General features: G+C 48.7%; 12 protein-coding genes. 10 read left to right on the top strand and 2 right to left on the bottom strand.

Features of this window, described 5'->3' with window-relative positions:
* Positions 1-44: 44 nt before the first annotated feature.
* The gene (locus NF543_RS00135) at positions 45-500 is read left to right on the top strand and encodes an ABC transporter ATPase (RefSeq protein WP_257666051.1); all 456 of its coding nucleotides are present in this window, start codon (positions 45-47) and stop codon (positions 498-500) included.
* A 219-nt stretch (positions 501-719) separates the two neighbouring features.
* On the opposite strand, the gene mtgA is transcribed toward NF543_RS00135, so the two are convergent.
* A complete protein-coding gene (gene mtgA / locus NF543_RS00130; protein ID WP_257666050.1) occupies positions 720-1,454 on the bottom strand; it encodes a monofunctional biosynthetic peptidoglycan transglycosylase in 735 nt (244 codons plus the stop codon).
* Between the two features lie 252 nt (positions 1,455-1,706).
* On the opposite strand from mtgA, the gene NF543_RS00125 reads away from it, so the two are divergent.
* From NF543_RS00125 to mutS, 7 genes are all read left to right on the top strand, one after another.
* Positions 1,707-2,147 (top strand): (2Fe-2S)-binding protein, encoded by a 441-nt coding sequence (locus NF543_RS00125; protein ID WP_257666049.1) that lies wholly within the window; start codon positions 1,707-1,709, stop codon positions 2,145-2,147.
* Positions 2,148-2,166: 19 nt separating this feature from the next.
* Positions 2,167-4,317, top strand: a complete 2,151-nt coding sequence (locus NF543_RS00120) for a xanthine dehydrogenase family protein molybdopterin-binding subunit (RefSeq protein ID WP_257666048.1) — start codon at positions 2,167-2,169, stop codon at positions 4,315-4,317.
* 167 nt (positions 4,318-4,484) lie between these two features.
* On the top strand, positions 4,485-4,940 hold the full coding sequence (locus NF543_RS00115) for a (2Fe-2S)-binding protein (RefSeq protein WP_257666047.1): 456 nt from the start codon (positions 4,485-4,487) through the stop codon (positions 4,938-4,940).
* 59 nt (positions 4,941-4,999) lie between these two features.
* Entirely contained in the window at positions 5,000-7,129 is a 2,130-nt protein-coding gene (locus NF543_RS00110; protein WP_257666046.1) for a xanthine dehydrogenase family protein molybdopterin-binding subunit, read from the top strand.
* Positions 7,126-8,283 carry a cysteine desulfurase family protein gene (locus NF543_RS00105; RefSeq protein ID WP_257666045.1) on the top strand — a complete coding sequence of 386 codons (1,158 nt, stop codon included), beginning with the start codon at positions 7,126-7,128 and terminating at the stop codon, positions 8,281-8,283. Before NF543_RS00110 ends, NF543_RS00105 begins: the two co-directional genes overlap by 4 nt.
* Positions 8,283-10,046: an XdhC family protein gene (locus NF543_RS00100; RefSeq protein ID WP_257666044.1), complete on the top strand. Its 1,764-nt coding sequence runs from the start codon at positions 8,283-8,285 to the stop codon at positions 10,044-10,046. The genes NF543_RS00105 and NF543_RS00100 overlap by 1 nt, the downstream gene beginning before the upstream one ends.
* Positions 10,047-10,176: 130 nt before the next feature.
* Positions 10,177-12,786, top strand: a complete 2,610-nt coding sequence (gene mutS, locus NF543_RS00095) for a DNA mismatch repair protein MutS (RefSeq protein ID WP_257666043.1) — start codon at positions 10,177-10,179, stop codon at positions 12,784-12,786.
* Between the two features lie 248 nt (positions 12,787-13,034).
* Here mutS and NF543_RS00090 read toward each other — a convergent pair whose 3' ends face one another.
* Complete coding sequence (locus tag NF543_RS00090; RefSeq protein WP_257666042.1) at positions 13,035-13,640, bottom strand: RNA polymerase sigma-70 factor; 606 nt, start codon at positions 13,638-13,640, stop codon at positions 13,035-13,037.
* A 279-nt stretch (positions 13,641-13,919) separates the two neighbouring features.
* On the opposite strand from NF543_RS00090, the gene NF543_RS00085 reads away from it, so the two are divergent.
* Positions 13,920-14,882 (top strand): FecR family protein, encoded by a 963-nt coding sequence (locus tag NF543_RS00085; protein ID WP_257957417.1) that lies wholly within the window; start codon positions 13,920-13,922, stop codon positions 14,880-14,882.
* Between the two features lie 9 nt (positions 14,883-14,891).
* A complete protein-coding gene (locus NF543_RS00080) occupies positions 14,892-18,281 on the top strand; it encodes a SusC/RagA family TonB-linked outer membrane protein (RefSeq protein WP_257666040.1) in 3,390 nt (1,129 codons plus the stop codon).
* The last annotated feature ends 6 nt before the right edge of the window (positions 18,282-18,287 follow it).

Here is an 18,287-nt window from a genome sequence, read left to right as displayed (position 1 = left end):
GTGTTATCTGCGTTCCATTAAAAATTCCATATCTTTGTCCTATCATGGAGCGCATTTGGATATATCAGGCAGATCGGCAATTAACTGAAAGCGAAAAAGCTCGCATATTGGATAAATTGGGTGGTTTTACGACCCAATGGAAGGCACATGGCAAGGCATTGGCTGCTAAGGCGGAGGTCCGCCACGATCGGTTTATCATCGTGATGGTTGATGACGCAGTAGCCCCTCCAACAGGTTGTTCCATAGATAAGTCCGTACACCTCCTCAAGGAAATTGAAGTGGCGACTGGACTCAACCTTTTCGATCGTATGCAGGTTGCGTACCGTCATGCAGATGACATTAAAGTCGTTCCCCGCGACGAGTTTGAGCGACTTATCCTCGCGGGTGAGGTAACGGATGATACCGTTGTATTCAACAACCTGGTGACCTCCTATCCCGAACTGGAAACCAACTGGGAAATCCCACTACGGGATAGTTGGCATGCGAAGGTGTTTTTGTAGGCATCAGCTATCAGCTTCCGGACTTCTTTCACGCAAAGCCCGCAAAGCCGCCTACGCGCCAGCCAAGTACGCCAAGATTTTCTTCCTGACTTTCCGACTTTCGGTCTTCCCGACTTCTTTTGGATTGACTAAACTAATAATCAGTGTAAATCCGCATGATCTACGTCGTCCGCCAGCGGCCGGACACGATCCGCATTCCAACTTCCGGACTTCCCGACTTCAAGGTACCTGACTATATCCCATATAACGTACAATGAGGTTCGCTTTCCGGTTGATAAATGCAGTTGGTTTTACGGGTGACCAGCGGCGGGGGTTAGGTAGTACTGCTATCAGTAATGCTGCTTGGCGTTTGGTCAGGCTTTGAGCCGACTTACCGTAGTAATGTTGGGTAGCGGCTTCAGCGCCGTATAGCCCATCTCCGGTTTCGATGACGTTGAGGTAAACGTCCAAAATACGTTTCTTCCCCCAAAATAACTCGATGAGTGCCGTGAAATAAGTTTCAAACCCCTTCCTTATCCACGAACGCCCTGGCCAGAGGAATACATTCTTGGCGGTTTGCTGGCTGATGGTGCTTCCTCCACGGAGCTTCCCGCCATCCTTATTGCGTTGATAAGCATCAGCAATGGCTTTGCGATCGAACCCCCAATGCTCCATAAAACGGGCATCTTCCCCGGAGACTGCTGCTTTTTTCAGATTATCCGACAATTCACTATACTTTACCCATTTTTTGGTGATCTTCCAATCCTTGCCCTCGCTTTTGCGCTCAACCCCGCGCTGTATCATCAGAAAGGTAATGGGAGGGTTTATAAAGCGCAGCAGGATTACACAGCCAATGGTGATGGCTAGGAAATATACCACTGCACGCATTATCCACCGCAGGTATTTGTTCCTTATGGTGGGGATGAAGCGGTTTTTCCGTTTGATTTTTCTTTTACGAGTTCGTTTGATGCCCATTATTTTGCTGTGCAAACTTAGATAACTTGCCCTTTTCTCACAAGTGCTAGTTTCCATTTGCGTTCAAGCCTCCGCCAATTGGCGGAGGTAAACAGGCAATAACACCGTTCTGCTGTAACAATAAAGTCACCGTTTGCATAGTTCTTGTATTTTCATTAAATTTGATTTCAAATACCAAATCATCGATGGGTATATCCTGTTGACGTCCTGAGTTGTAATAGCTTTATCATCTGCTAACGCTGATTTATTGATATGAAGATTCACGTAAATGGCAGCGAATATTCTCTGAATGTGCCGGATAATACCAGCCTTCTTGATGCATTAAGGGTGCATTTGAAATTAACCGGTAGTAAATACGGTTGTGGTGAGGGTATGTGCGGTTCCTGCAAGGTCTTGATAGATGGCCACGCCATGCCATCTTGTATTACACCCGTTGCCAGTGTTCAAAATAAGGAAATCATCACCATCGAAGGATTGGAAAAGGAGGGGCAATTGCATCCGGTGCAGCAGGCTTTCTTGGATGAAGATGCATTTCAGTGTGCCTATTGCTCTTCGGGCATGATCATTTCGGCCGTTGCGTTAAAGGCCAGAAATCCCAAACCAACCCGTCAGGAAATCATAGATGCGATGCAGGGGAATGTTTGCCGCTGTTGCGTTTACCCGCGTATTATGAAAGCCATCAGTAAAGTTTAACCGGAAAAAAAAGAAGGCTATGGATAAATTAAGCTTAGCAGACAAAACACAACGTCCCAAAGCAATAAATGCCAGTGAAATCCAGTCTTCCGGTTATACGATTAACAGACGTAACTTCTTCAAACTTTTAGGTGGAGGTGTGGCCATTGCCCTCACCCATTCCTATGTATATGCTTGGCAGGAACTCGGCCAATCCATGGGATCGGCGCTTCCCGATGAGGAGTCGATCGCTGCCTGGATCCATATCCTTGAAGACGGATCGATATCCGTGTTCACCGGGAAGGTGGAGGTTGGGCAAAATATTCGTACCTCCTTGGCGCAACTGGTCGCCGAAGAGCTTGCCGTACCGTTACCCCGCATTACGATGACAATGGGTGACACCCTGCTGTGCCCTTACGACCAGGGCACGTATGGAAGTCGCACTACGCCTTATATGGGCCCGAAATTACGTAAAGCCGCCGCTTCCTTAAAAGAAGCATTGGTGGAGATGGCTGCTACGCAATGGAAAATACCGAAGGAATCGGTTCAGGCGAAAGATGGTCAACTCATCCATAGCGGCTCCGGCCAAGCATTGGATTATGGGGAAATTACCAAAGGAAAGAAAATATTACTTCCGGTGAATGATCAAGCGGCACTCACCCCTCCTCAGCAATGGACCATAGCCGGAACGTCGGTACCTAAAACAAACGGAAGAGATTTTGTTTCTGGTAAGCATCAATATGTGTCAGATATGGAGTTGCCGGATATGGTGTATGGAAAGATCCTGCGCGCACCATCCTATGGCGCTTCGTTGGTTTCTGCAGCTATTGAGAAGGCACAGGTTTCTGCTAATGTAACGGTTGTGCAGGAAGAGGGTTTCATCGGCGTAACCGCTCCGGATCCCCAAACCGCCGCCAATGCGCTGGCAAAGATTGACGCACAATGGCATGCCGCCCCGCAGCCTGCAAAAGCAGAGATATTTACCTACCTTAAAGAAAATTCCCGTCAAAATAATAACGAGGATCCTGCGCAGGCAGAAGCTCGGAAAGCTTTTGAAGCCTCCACTATCCGATTGGAGCAGCGTGTTGAAGTCCAATATATTGCTCATGTTCCGTTGGAGCCTCGCGCAGCGGTGGCAACATGGGGGGATGGGCAGCTGACCGTATGGACAGGAACACAGCGACCTTTTGGCGTCCAAGAGGAACTCGCAGAGGCGTTTTCCGTACCGAAGAGTAGCATCCGCGTATTTATGCCCGATACCGGATCGGCCTATGGCGGCAAACATAGTGGCGAGGCAGCATTGGAAGCTGCAAGATTGGCCAAAGCAGTAGGCAAGCCGGTAAAAGTCGTATGGACCCGTGAAGAAGAATTTAAATGGGCCTATTTCAGGCCTGCAGGTCTGATCGAAATGGCGGCAGCCGTGGATGATGATGGGTTGATCAGCTCCTGGGAGTTCCACAATTATAATTCAGGGGGTGCGGGAATCGACTTGCCCTATGAAGCCAGCGTCAAGCACATCCAATTCCACCCCTCCCGCACACCGCTAAAACAAGGATCCTACCGGGCCCTTGCTTCCACGGCTAATATATTTGCGATAGAAAGCATGATGGACGATTTGGCTAGGCAGTTGAAACAAAACCCACTTGACTTCAGGCTGGCTAACTTAAAAGATGAACGGCTAAAGGGCGTACTGAAAGCCGCCGCGGGGAAGTTTGGCTGGGAAAAAGAGAAAGTAGCGGACCATGGTTATGGCATCGCTTGTGGATTTGTGAAAAATTCCTACATCGCTACCTGTGTAGAAGTTGCCTATAACCGATCTTCTGAACAGCTCAGCGTGCTACGTATCGTTGCCGCTTTTGACTGTGGGGCGATTGTCAATCCCTTGCATTTGGAAAACCAGGTAATGGGTTGTGTTCTGCAGGGGCTCGGGGGTGCCCTGTTTGAAGAAGTCGATTTCAAGGATGGCCGCATTTTAAATCCTTCGCTATCCAGCTACCGGGTACCCCGCTTTGCTGATATCCCCCCATTGGATATTGTGCTGTTGGATAGGAAAGATATCCCATCGGCCGGAGCGGGCGAAACACCGATAGTCGGGATTGCACCGGCAATTCGCAACGCCATTGCTGATGCAACCGGAGTAAAACTAAGCAGTTTACCGTTGATACCTCAGGGGCTGAAATTAACGAACTAACGAGTCTGTCCATAAAGTCGGTGTCTTGGATAGATAAACTAAAAAATAGAACGCAGATGACGCGGATTTACACAGATGATGATCAAAAATCGGCGATTATCCGCTTGATCGGTGTTATCCGTGTTCCATCTTTCAATATTATAGATAGACACTAACTAACTACAACTATGGCAACAATTAATCTCACAGTCAACAAGAAAAAATATGAGGTGGATGCCGATCCGCAGATGCCTTTACTTTGGGTGATTAGGGACTTCATAGGCCTTACCGGAACCAAATACGGATGTGGCATTGCGCAGTGCGGAGCTTGTACCGTACATGTAGGTGATGCCGCTGTCCGGTCGTGCACGATCCCGGTAGAAAGTGTAAGGGACCAACAGATAACCACCATTGAGGGAATATCCAAAGACGGTGAACATCCTGTGCAAAGGGCCTGGGAGGAAATTGATGTTCCCCAATGCGGATATTGCCAAAGTGGGCAAATCATGGCCGCAGTAGCGTTGCTGAAAAGTAATTCCAAACCTACGGACGAAGACATCAATGAATCGATGACCAATATTTGTCGATGTGGCACTTACAATCGCATTAAAAAGGCTATAAAATTGGCTTCGGAAAACGGATAAAATAAGAAATTCTATTCTTCACCGAAAAGGAACTAACTGATCATTTAAAACAAATGAGGATGAACGAGCAAATAACTAAATTAAATAGAAGGGATTTTATCAAGATAAGCGCCTTCACCGGAGGAGGTTTGGTATTGGGGTTTAATGTCCTTTCATCATGCAGTCCGGAGCGCGGCGATGGGGTTATACATGACTTAAATGCGTTTGTTAAAATCGACACCAATGGGATGGTTACGCTCATGAATCCCAATCCGGAAATCGGCCAAGGGGTCAAAACCTCCCTGCCCATGCTGGTGGCTGAAGAGCTCGATGTGGATTGGAAGGACGTGAAGGTGGAGCAAGCAGGGCTGGACACTGAAAAATATAAAAGGCAAGTTGCCGGCGGAAGTGGCTCGGTCCGGGAAAGCTGGGAATCGTTTCGTGAAGCGGGAGCCACGGCTCGTCAACTATTGATTAATGCCGCTGCGGCTGAGTGGTCAGTATCCCCAAATACCTGCTATACGGAGAGGGGCATGGTCGTGCATAAAGCAACGGGTAAAAAAATAGGATATGGGCAGCTGGTCGAAAAAGCGGCTACCATGGAAGTTCCGACCGATGTAAACATCAAGCCGATCCAATCATTTGCCATCATTGGTAAACGGATTCCGAATGTGGATAACAGGGCCATCGTTACCGGTCAATATAAATATGGCATTGACACCAAGCGGGAAGGAATGCGTTATGCCACGTTAGTTCGCCCCCCGGCTTTTGGTCAGACATTGAAGTCTTTTGACGACGCGGAAGCGAAAAAGCAACCAGGTGTCGAACAGGTAATCCGTATAGACAATAAAATCGCTGTATTGGGCAGATCTACTTGGGAAGTAATGCAAGGCGCTAAAAAAATACAGGCCGAATGGGAAGATGGCGAATCTATGGAAAGCACAGCCGACTACCAACGGAATTTTAAGGAGGTGCTGAGTCGGCGTCCAACCGAAACCCCGCAGCGCAAGGATGGAGATGTCCAACGGGCCTTCTCTGGGGGTGCGAAGGTTTTTGAAGCAATGTATGAAGCCCCTTTCTTGGCCCACAATACCATGGAACCCATGAATTTCTTTGCGCATGTGAGGCCAGACGGCGCAGAGCTTTACGGCCCCATTCAAACACCAGAAGGAACCCGTACCAGAGTAGCCAAGCTGTTGGATATGCCCGAAGGCAAGGTTACTGTCATGATGACCCGCATGGGCGGGGGATTCGGCCGTCGGCTCATGTCCGATTTCGTCGAAGAAGCCGTGTTGGTTTCAAACGCGGCCGGGGTGCCGGTGAACCTAATTTGGTCACGGGAAGACGACATGGGGGGCGGGTATTACCGACCGATGTGTACGTATCAATACAAGGCCGCGGTAGACACCGACAATAAGTTGATCGCTTGGCAACATCACTCCGTGGGTGTCACCGGAAACTCGGCCCGAGCTGGTAGTTTTCCTGCTGGTGCGGTACCTAATTTACAGGTAAATGCCCATGAATATAAATCGCCGGTGACCACTGCCCCTTGGAGGGGGCCTATCCATAATTTCATTGCTTTCTCTGAACAATCCTTTATTGATGAAATCGCCCATGCCATAGCGAAAGATCCCGTTGCCTTTAGGCTGGAAGTGCTTGAGCAGGCCAAACAGCATCCCATAGGTAAGGTGGAATATGACCCCGATCGTTTTGCGGGGGTCATAAAAAAGGTTGCTGAAATGGCGGGATGGGGGACATCCAAAGGGGCGAATGTGTACCAAGGTATTGCTGCACAGTATTCTTTCAATTCGTACGTAGCACAGGTTGCTGAGTTGGTCAAGCAGGATGATGGTAAGCTTAAAATAAAGAAAATCTATTGCGCGGTTGATTGTGGCATCGTGGTTAACAAAAGCGGTGCAGAAAATGTAGTCGAGGGTGGCATCATCGATGGTATCGGCCATGCCATGTATCCTGAACTGACGCTGACCAAGGGCAAGCCAGACCAGGTCAATTTTAATACCTACCATATGATCCAGATGCGCGAGGTACCGGAGATCGAAATCCAGTTTATCGAAAGTGATATCAATCCCACAGGATTGGGAGAACCTGGACTGCCACCGGCGGGCCCCGCTGTGGCCAATGCCGCATTTGCCGCAACAGGTGTACGTCTGCGGGCACAACCTTTTATTAAAAGCGGGATTTTTGCATGACCAATGAACCCATATACCTGGATTATAATGCAACAACCCCGTGTGACCCACGGGTATTGGACAGCATGCTACCCTATTTTACCCGTTATTTTGGGAACGCGACAAGTGCAGACCACAGCTATGGGTGGCAGGCAAAAGAAGCAGTAGCCGAAGCACGGGAGCAAGTTGCCCAATTAATTGGGGCAACCCCAAACCAGGTCATCTTTACCTCAGGAGCTACAGAATCCATTAATTTGGCATTAAAAGGCGTGGCAGAAGCAAGGATGGCGCAAGGCAACCACATCATTACTTGCAAGACGGAGCATAGGGCCGTACTGGATACCTGTGCCTATCTGGAAACGAAAGGGTTTGAGGTGAGTTACCTGGATGTAGATGCACAGGGCATGCTTTCCCTCCAAGCCCTGGAAGAAGCTATCGCTGAAAAGACCATTTGCATAGCCCTGATGTATGCCAATAACGAAACAGGTGTTGTCCATCCCATCCGGGCAATCGGAGCTATTGCTCGGAAATACGGCGTTTATTTGATGAGCGATGCTACCCAGGCTGTAGGGAAAATACCTGTGCATGTTGTCGATGATGCTATCGATCTTATGCCGTTTTCAGCGCATAAACTCTATGGGCCAAAGGGGGTAGGAGCCTTATTTATTCGCAACAACAATCCCAAAGTGAACATCTTGGCACAGCAACATGGTGGAAATCACGAACGGGGAAAGCGAAGTGGCACCCTGAACACTCCGGGAATTGTGGGTTTCGGAAAAGCGGCTGAATTATGTAGAAAAGAAATGGCCGATGAGGCTCACGGCCTACAGCAATTGCGGGACCAGATGGAGCAGACATTGCTCCGGAAAATCCCGGGCACTTCCATAAATGGTGGAGGGGAAAGGTTGCCGCATGTCAGCAATCTCCTAATTCCGCAAATAAATGCAGAGCAACTGTTATTATCCTTATCTCGGCACTTGGCCTTAAGCAGGGGAAGCGCCTGTTCAGGCTTGGTACAGGAGCCTTCGCATGTATTGAAAGCGATGGGACTGAGTGATGCCAATGCGCATCATGCTATCCGGATCAGCCTAGGGCGATTTACCCGTCAGGAAGATATGAGCTATGCCATAGACAAGCTCATCCAAGCCATACCGGTAACTGAATCGGCCCTATAATGAAAGAGATCAGGCAAATAATCCATGCATTTGAAGCAGCCCGGGATCAGCAGAAAAAGGCGGCGCTGGCTACGGTGGTACACATAGAAGGATCTTCCTACCGGGGACCTGGTGCGCGCATGCTGATCATGGAAGATGGAACACTCACGGGAGCCATCAGTGGTGGTTGTTTGGAAGGCGACACCCTGCGCAAGGCCATGCGTGTCATGATGGAAGAAAAACCACTGTTAGTGACCTATGATACCAGCGATGAAGATGACCCCGTCCTAGGAATCGGGTTGGGCTGCAATGGCATCATCCGTATACTGATTGAACCCATTTCATCCAGAAACGAAACGACCGCCATTTCCTTATTGCAAAGAACCCTGGAAAAAAGGCAACCTTCGGTATTAGTCACCTATTTTGCGCTGGATGATAAAAAGCATGCGGAACAAGGCACCAAAATATTGGTAAATGCAGATGGCGTCATCACAGCAGACACCCACCTTCCGATACCTTATCAGCAAATAGACCCCGATATCCGGCGGATTTTAGCTGGAAAGGGATCGGCTTTTGTGCAATATCCATCAGGAGGGCAAGAGGGGAGCACCATCACCGCATTTATCGAATATATGGAACCCGCCTTGTCATTAGTCATCGCGGGAGCGGGCAACGATGTGCTTCCTTTGGCGCAGCTGGCAGAACTATTGGGATGGGACCTTACACTGGTTGACGGTAGGCCCAGCTATGCCAACCAGGTACGATTTCCAAATTGCCAAGTCATCGTTTCAGATCCCCTTCATGGGCTACGACAGGTTGCTATTGATGAACGGACAGCCGTTGTATTGATGTCCCATAATTACGATTACGATAAGGCGATCCTATCACAGGTTATCAATAGCCCGGCCAGCTATATTGGTATGTTAGGGCCCAAAAGGAAACGGGATCAGATGTTTCGGGAACTAACCGACGACGGCCTTATTATCGCAGAGGCGCAACAATTGAAGCTGTATGGCCCTACCGGCTTAGCCATCGGAGCCGAAACACCCGAAGAGATTGCCCTTTCCATCATTGCCGAGATAAAAGCCGTTTTTGCAGGAAAAAAAGGGGAACATTTACGTGACCAAACCGGGGGCATCCATCAACGACAAACCAAGATTGTCCCTTCGCTGCAAGCGTATGGCATCCTTATATTGGCAGCAGGCCAGTCAAAGAGATTGGGTAAACCCAAGCAGCAGCTGGTTTACAAGGGCAATACCCTGCTGCAGCACGCTGTAAAGGCAGCAGCCATGGTAGGGACAGCAGCCACGGTGGTGGTCTTGGGAGCGCAGGCGGAAGTATTGATGAAAGAGCTAGACGGTACGAACGTTGATTGCATACAGAACGAAGATTACCAAGAAGGGATGGCCTCCTCAATCCGAAAAGGCATTCAATACCTAACAGGGAAGTATCCAAAAATAGAAAATATCCTGGTCATGCTCTGCGACCAGCCTTATGTAGATACGGCCCACCTTATCGCACTGATCAATAAACAACAATCCACAGGAGCAAGTATAACCGCTAGTTATTACGCCGGTAGAAAAGGCGTTCCTGCCCTCTTCCACCAATCCGTCTTTTCACAATTGTTGGAGTTACGTGGCGACATCGGAGCTAAACAGGTGATTGAACAGATGGGGGATGAGGTAGCCGTTGTTCCATTTCCTTTGGGCGCGGTTGACATTGATACCAAGGAAGCCTATCATCAGACCATGGAACTGGATATCCCTAAATACACAGCGCCCTGATTTGAGGAGTCCTTTGAAAGGATGCAGGACATTCTCGCCAAGTCGCGGCGCCGCGAAGTGGCTCCGGGGCTTGCCAAATCCCTCCAATTATCCTATTTTTACGGCCACGCAAAATAAACGATAATCCACATTGGCAAAGTCAGCAAAGAAAGAAACCCCACTGATGCAACAATACAACAGCATCAAGGTGAAGTATCCAGGTGCTTTGCTATTATTCCGCGTAGGGGATTTTTATGAGACATTCGGAGAAGATGCGGTGAAAGCTGCCGGTATTCTGGGCATCGTGCTAACGAAGCGGGGCAATGGCAGCGAGTCGGAAACGGCACTGGCCGGTTTTCCACACCACTCCCTTGAAACATATCTCCCTAAGTTGGTTCGTGCAGGCCAACGGGTGGCGATATGTGACCAGTTGGAAGACCCAAAAACCACTAAGACCATTGTGAAACGTGGAGTGACCGAACTGGTGACACCAGGGGTATCCTATGGCGACAATATCGTCCAGCAGAAATCCAATAACTACCTTGCCTCTGTTTTTTTTGATAAAAACCTTGCTGGTGTCGCTTTCCTCGATATTTCTACCGGTGAATTTTTGGTGGCGCAGGGCGGTATGGGATATATCGACAAGCTGTTGCAGGGATTTAAACCAACGGAAATTATTATGGGCAAACGCCAACACAAGGCGTTTGAAGAGCAATTTGGGGACAACTTCTATACCTACACCCTTGACGAATGGCCCTATACGGGTGATTATGCGATGGAAACACTGCTCAAGCATTTTGAGGTGAAATCGATGAAGGGTTTTGGTATAGACCGTCTACCCCTGGGTATCGTGGCGGCGGGGGTAGCCTTGCATTACCTCAATGAAACCGAGCACCGCAATTTGCAGCATATCTCCAACATCTCGCGCATTGAGGAAGACCGCTACATGTGGCTAGACCGATTTACAATCCGGAATTTCGAATTGATAGATTCAGCCAACGAGCATGCGGTGACGCTTGCTGATGTACTGGACCAAACATCATCTCCAATGGGCGCGAGGCTGCTCAAACGCTGGATGGTGATGCCCTTGAAGGACGAAAAATCGATTGTGGAGCGACTGGATGTGGTGGATTATCTATACACCCACAAAGGCTTGCGTGATGATTTGGTGCGCGAAATTAAGCAAGTCGGTGATTTGGAACGTCTTATCAGCAAAATTGGGCTGCAGAAGGCCAATCCACGGGAAATCATCCAATTAAAACGTGCGCTGCACGCCATTGAAAAGCTGAAAGAACTAACGAATGATGCAGATGCGGAAGCACTAAAAATCATTGCCGAACAACTGAACCCCTGCATACTCATCCGGGAGCGTATCGAAATGCAACTCAACCCGGAACCTCCTGTATCAATAAATAAAGGGAAGGTGATGGCCGATGGAGTGAATGAGGAACTGGATAAGCTCCGGAGGGTGGCCTATGGGGGCAAGGACTATCTGCTCGAAATTCAGAAACGGGAAGCCGAGGCTACGGGGATCTCCTCGCTAAAAATAGCATTTAATAATGTCTTTGGTTATTATCTTGAAGTAACCAATGCGCATAAAGACAAGGTGCCGCCTGAATGGGTACGTAAGCAGACCTTGGTCAATGCTGAACGTTATATTACCGAAGAACTAAAGGAATACGAGGAACAAATATTAGGAGCCGAAGAAAAGATACAGGCTCTGGAAACTCGTCTGTATAACGAATTGCTATCGGCAATCGCCGAATATATTAAACCCATACAGCTTAACGCACAGTTAGTGGCCCGCCTCGATGTGCTCCTGAACTTTGCGGTCATCGCCGAAAAAAACTACTATGTAAAACCTGAGATCAACCAAGGCAATGCCATCGACATCAAGGGTGGTCGCCATCCGGTCATTGAGCAAAACCTGCCGGTAGGAGAAGATTACATCACCAATGATGTTTTTCTGGATAATGAAACGCAGCAAGTTATCATCATCACAGGGCCAAATATGGTGGGTAAATCCGCCTTGTTGCGGCAAACTGGGCTGATCGTGCTCATGGCGCAGATGGGCAGTTTCGTGCCGGCTAAGGAAGCAAAGATTGGGCTGGTCGACAAGATTTTTACCCGTGTAGGGGCATCAGATAACCTGTCGTCGGGCGAATCGACGTTTATGGTGGAGATGAACGAAACGGCAAGTATCATGAATAACCTCTCCGAAAGGAGCCTTGTTCTGCTTGATGAAATCGGACGTGGCACCAGCACCTACGATGGGATATCCATCGCTTGGGCAATTGCCGAATTCCTGCACAACCATCCCACGGCAAGAGCAAAAACCCTCTTTGCTACCCACTACCACGAATTAAATGAATTGACCAATTCGTTTTCGAGGATTAAAAACTACAATGTTTCGGTCAAGGAAGTGAGCGATAAGGTCATCTTCCTGCGTAAATTAGTGCCGGGAGGCAGTGAACACAGCTTTGGTATCCATGTGGCCAAACTGGCTGGGATGCCCCCAAAATTGCTGCAACGAGCCAATGAAATCCTCAAACGCTTGGAACAAGAACGCACGGGTGGCGAGCGGATTAAGGACAGCATGAAGAAAATCCAAAAGCAAGCCTACCAGTTGCAGATGTTTTCCATAGACGACCCCATTCTCGTCAAAATACGGGATATGCTTAACAACCTCGATGTAAATACACTCACTCCTGTAGAAGCGTTGATGAAACTGGATGAGATACAGCGGTTGCTGAAGAATTGAGGGGATTTTCGTACAAAAAGTCCGTATATTTTTTGTTATTTTAAAGTGCCTCCATACCCTGATTTATCCTGGCAAAAAACCCCTGAATGGAACGGCAGCGTAAGCAAAACAATACATGCAAGCTTTTTCATTTTTTACGAAAATGCCATGCTAAGTTAAGCAATATTCTTTACTGCAATTAAATAAAAAATGGGTAGCCTAAAAACGGTCTCCTATGTTTATCCATGGTGACCAGAACAAAATTGATGCTATGGCCCCAGCCAAATGTTAACCAATAGCAATAGCGGGGTAGAAATATAGGCCATACTCTTGCTGATGTAGTTGCGGATAAAACGGGAAGCCTTCACGATTTGGTCTTTGACCGTGTTTTTAGATAATGCAAGCCGCTGGGCAATCTCGTCATGGCTCACCCCCTCGTTCCTGCTCATCGTGAATACCAGTTGCCGTTGAGGCGGTAGCTTGTCAATGGCTTCTTGGTAAAGGCCATTGAGCTCCTCGTAGAAATAGCCTTCCTCTATCTCGTTGCCCGCGGCGCATACGCCCTGGAAAATAATATTGCGCATGCGTTGGTCATAGGTAGCTCGCTTTAGTTGGTTGAAAATAATATTGCGTGCAATCCGATAAATGTACGCCTTAAGATTCAGGTCTACATCAATAGATTGTCTGTTGGCCCATAGTGTGGTAAATACATCTTGTACAGTGTCTTCGGCCAGTTCGCAGGATCGAAAGTACGCCATGGCATATCTGTAGATATCTTGGCGTAAACTATCGAAACATTGGCGAAATGCAACAATATCGCCATTGGATATGTTTTTTGCCACCGTCTTCCAATCTACCATTGTCATTTTCTTCATCTATAATGGACATTATCAGCGGTAAATGTATGGCGCCAACGTATCTTTTTTGTTGTATTATGATGAACAAATTGATAATTTTTCCCTGTCCATATTATTGGCCAACATGGTTTGCTAAGTCAATTATAACGACCAAAGGTAGACATACTTAACGTATTTCCAAAAGGAATGTCGCACGCAATCGGTTGCGCTTTTATAAAAAAATTTCATTAGCTATCGTCCCTCCGAGCACTTCGATTGTATTACCAATAAACACACGCCGGGATGCCAGACGCGTCGATGAAGGAATTATTTAAGAAAATGCTGCACGGTGAGTGTACTGAAGCGGAAGCTGCGCGCATCATCTCTTACTTGCAGCAAGCCGATACGGATGAGGATATCTCAGGGGTGGAGGAGGTGATGCAAATGATTGCTGAACAACAGCGCATGGATTCCGTTTCCGCCGATCGGATCTTTGAACGGATCGTTGCACCTGAAGCCGAAAACAAGCGACGGTCTTTTCTACGCAGCACTTCACTATTCCGATTAGCAGCGGCGGTGGCATTGTTTATAACAGCAGCAGTAGTTGGTTATGTTGCTTGGTACGAACCGAAAACCATCATACAGACGGTCTATGGCCAACTGGATACGGTACTGTTGGACGATGGTACGCAGGTCGTGCTGAACGCCAATACTGAAATCCGCGTGAATGATGATTTTCTGGACAAAGACCGCCGCGAGGTATGGCTTCATGGGGAGGCTTTTTTTTCGGTGGTCCCCATGTCGGACAAGCCTTTTATCGTACATACCAAACAGGGAATGGACATTACAGTGTTGGGCACGGCATTCAATGTAAACACACGGGAAGACGAGGCCCGTGTAGTGCTTAGCAGTGGAAGTGTAAGGGCGGCGTATAACGCCTCCCGGCAACTAATTGAGCCCGGTGAAACAGTGTACATAGCGCCGGGGAGCGATCGGATGCAAAAATCGGCTGCGGATACGCTCTACTATGCTTCGTGGCGATACAAATTGCTTGCATTTAGAAATGAGCCGTTGTGGCATGTGGCCAATACGATAAAAGACCGCTATGGATATGATATTTCCTTTGCAGACCCTGGACTGGAAAACCTGCGCTTTACGGGCTCGGTACCCGCAGACAACTTGTCGCTGGGCCTCCACATGATTGCCCTGACATTTGAACTGGACGTGGAGCAAAAAGGCAATACCATTGCCATCCGAAACGAAAATGCAAATACCCACTAAAAATTCGATATGAAATCAAATGTACTTATCCGGAATTTGTTGGCAATCTTCCTATTGGCAGGAATGGTAACCAACGCCACGGCCTTGCAGCAAACAGCAAAGGCCTTCAGTATGAAAAAAAAGACACCGAAACAAAAAGTGTATTTCAAAGACTTTTTTACGTCTTTGGAACAGCGCTTCAATGTGCGAATCAACTATGATGCCGAACGTGTCGGCACCCTTAGCCTGGAAACACCGAATGTGGCGGACATTACGAAAGACCATCTTGCCGGCACGCTCAATAAGCTAGTGGCGCCGCATCAGCTGGAAGTGGAAAAAGTAAACGAACGGTTTTATGTGGTAAAACCGGTGAGACGGATACATTCACCACTTAGCAGTACTGAAAAAAAGAACGGACTGGGACTTGCTCAGCAAACGATAATCGGGGTAGTGACCGATGTTGCGAGCGGTACGCCGCTTGAGGGGGTGACTATCCGTATAAGGGGAACGGCCACCGAGGCCGCCACAACTGGAGATGGTCGCTATTCCATCGGCAATGTTGGGGCAAATGATGTATTGATATTCAGTTACCTCGGGTATCGCACACACGAAGAATCCGCAGATGGCCGAACAACGATCTCCGTTCAACTGGGGCGTTTGGAAGAAATGATCGAAGAAGTGGTGGTGACGGCCCTGGGTATCGTCCGTGAGGAAAAATCACTCGGGTACGCCGTGCAGCGCATTGGCGGCGATCAGGTACAGCAAGTGAAAGGCGTGGATGTAGCCACTTCGCTTACCGGTAAGGTGGCTGGCCTGTGGATCCAAAACAGTACCGAGTTTGACGAGTCGCCGGATATACGATTGCGCGGAGGATCTTCCAATCCGCTGTTGGTCATCGATGGAGTCCCCTATGGTAATATGAGCCTTCGGCAGGTACCGCCCGACGACATCGAAAGCATCGACGTGCTCAAGGGGGCCACGGCCTCTGCCCTCTACGGCGTGCGGGGCGGTGGCGGTGCCATCATCATCACCACAAAAAGTGGAGGGAATGGCATCAGCGTGAACAGCAACAATATGTTTTTCGCCGGCTATTTGACACTGCCGGAGGTGCAGACTTCCTACAGTGCGGGCGTGGGTGGATCCTACAATTCTATCGATTATGTATGGGGCAATAAGCTGGATATCGGTATCATGGAGGAACAATGGAACCCGGAAACCAAGCAAATGGAGGTAATGGAGCTTGCGTCGCGCGGTAAAAACAACTTCAAGAACTTTCTGGAACCCGGCATTGTCACCAACAACAACATCAGCTTTGCCCGATCGGGCGACATCGGATCGATACGGGCATCACTCACCCATGTGTACAACAAGGGGCAATATCCAAACCTGAAGTTGAACCGTCTCAATGCCAATATTTCTGGTAAGCTGAACCTTGGCGACAAGGTGGAAATCCACAGCAATATGGGCTACAATAGAAGTATGACGCCACAGACTACCGGCGCCGGATATGACGATCAAGGGTACATCTATCAACTGCTCATGTGGACGGGCCCGGAGTATGATGTGACTAAATTTCGCGACTATTGGGTGACACCCAACGAGAAACAGAACTGGCATTACACAGCTTGGTATGACAATCCGTACCTGATTGCTTATGAGAAATTGCTGAGCCGGGAAAATAACATGGCCAATGTGAACCTCACCTCCCATTACAAACCGTTTAAAGGTGCGAAAGTGACGGCGCGGGTGGGGTACGATTTTTATTCGAATGAGAATACGCGGCGTAATCCGCCAGGCATTAATTCTTCCCGGGGCTGGCATGCCAACGGGATGTATGGACAATATCAATCTAGGGGGTATAGCTTGAATACCGACCTGCTCTTGAACTACGCACGAAAGAAAATACTGCCGAATTTTGATATTGACCTTACTGCCGGGGCTTCTATCTATAAATGGGAAGACCAGTCTCTTTCGGGTTATACCCGCAGCGGGATTATGGTGCCGGGGCTGTATTCATTAAACAACTCGGTAGAACGGCCGGATGTCGAAACCGGTCGTGCCCACAAACAGGTGAATAGTGTGTTGGGGTTGGCGTCATTTGGATGGAAGGATGCTGTTTACCTGGATTTGACAGCCCGCAACGACTGGAGCTCGACACTGGATGCAACGACACGTTCGTACTTTTACCCGTCCATTGCCACGAGCGTGGTGTTGGGTGAGTTTTTCAGTATGCCGGGCTGGATGGACTTATGGAAGCTCCGCGGCTCATGGGCCGTATCCAAGCAAGACCTTGGTGTATATGCCACAAATGTGAATTATGCCATTGGACAAGGTGCTTGGGACGGCCTGAATACGGCGGCTTACCCTGCCGAACTCAATACCAACGTGATTGAGCCGGAGACCAACCGTACGTGGGAAGTGGGTACCGTAGCGAATCTGCTGGACAATCGACTGATACTGGACGTGGCATACTACAACGTATTCAACTACAACCGGCAGGTATCGATTCCCATTTCGGCGGCATCAGGCTTTACCGAAACCCTGATCAATACCGATGAAACGCGGATACGCAGGGGGATGGAGTTTACGTTGAACGCCGGTGTTATTAAAAAATCCAATTTTTCGTGGGGTGTCGCTGTGAATTGGGCTACAACCCATCAGTATTATAAAGAACTGGATCCGGTATACTCGCCCGACAACCTGTGGACGAAGGCGGGCGGACGCGTGGATAATTATACGATTACCGATTGGCTGACAGACCCGCAAGGCAATGTTATCCATACGGATGGGGGGCTACCACAGCAGGGTCAGTATGCTTATGCGATTGGCTATAACGACCCCAAATTCATCTGGGGTTTGAACAACTCGTTTACCTACCGGGATTTTGATCTCCAGCTGAGCTTCGATGGCCGGTTTGGAGGCCTATTGAGCAATTATACCGCTTACAAGATGTGGGATACGGGCTCGCATCCGGATAGTGACAATCAGTGGCGTTATGACGAGGTGGTCAACGGCAACGAATCTTACGTGGGCAACGGGGTGAAGGTGGTTTCCGGCTCCGTGTCTTTCGATCAATACGGGCAAATTACCGAAGATACCCGGGTGTATGCCTCCAATGATACCCCGGTGTCTTATGAAACATATGCCCGGCGGTATGGCGATGGCCGCTTTGGGGCAACAGACCCCACATTTATCAAAATCCGTGAACTGGCCATCGGGTATACCCTGCCACTGGAAATGAGCGAACGTTGGGGGATGAGCCGCGCGCGCATTTCGTTGACCGCACAGAATGTATTCCTATGGGCCAAAGATTTCAGGTTTGCAGACCCCGATTGGAATTCCGATGGTGATCTCACCTCGCCTTCCCAACGCTTTATCGGACTCAACCTTAGTTTCCACCTCAGCAGTAATAAAAAATAGAAGTAT

The sequence above is a fragment of the Parapedobacter tibetensis genome, assembly GCF_024704835.1.
GTDB classification, from domain to species: Bacteria; Bacteroidota; Bacteroidia; order Sphingobacteriales; family Sphingobacteriaceae; genus Parapedobacter; species Parapedobacter tibetensis.
The sequence above is the reverse complement of the archived record's forward strand: the minus strand, read 5'-3'. Positions and strand labels throughout refer to the sequence as shown.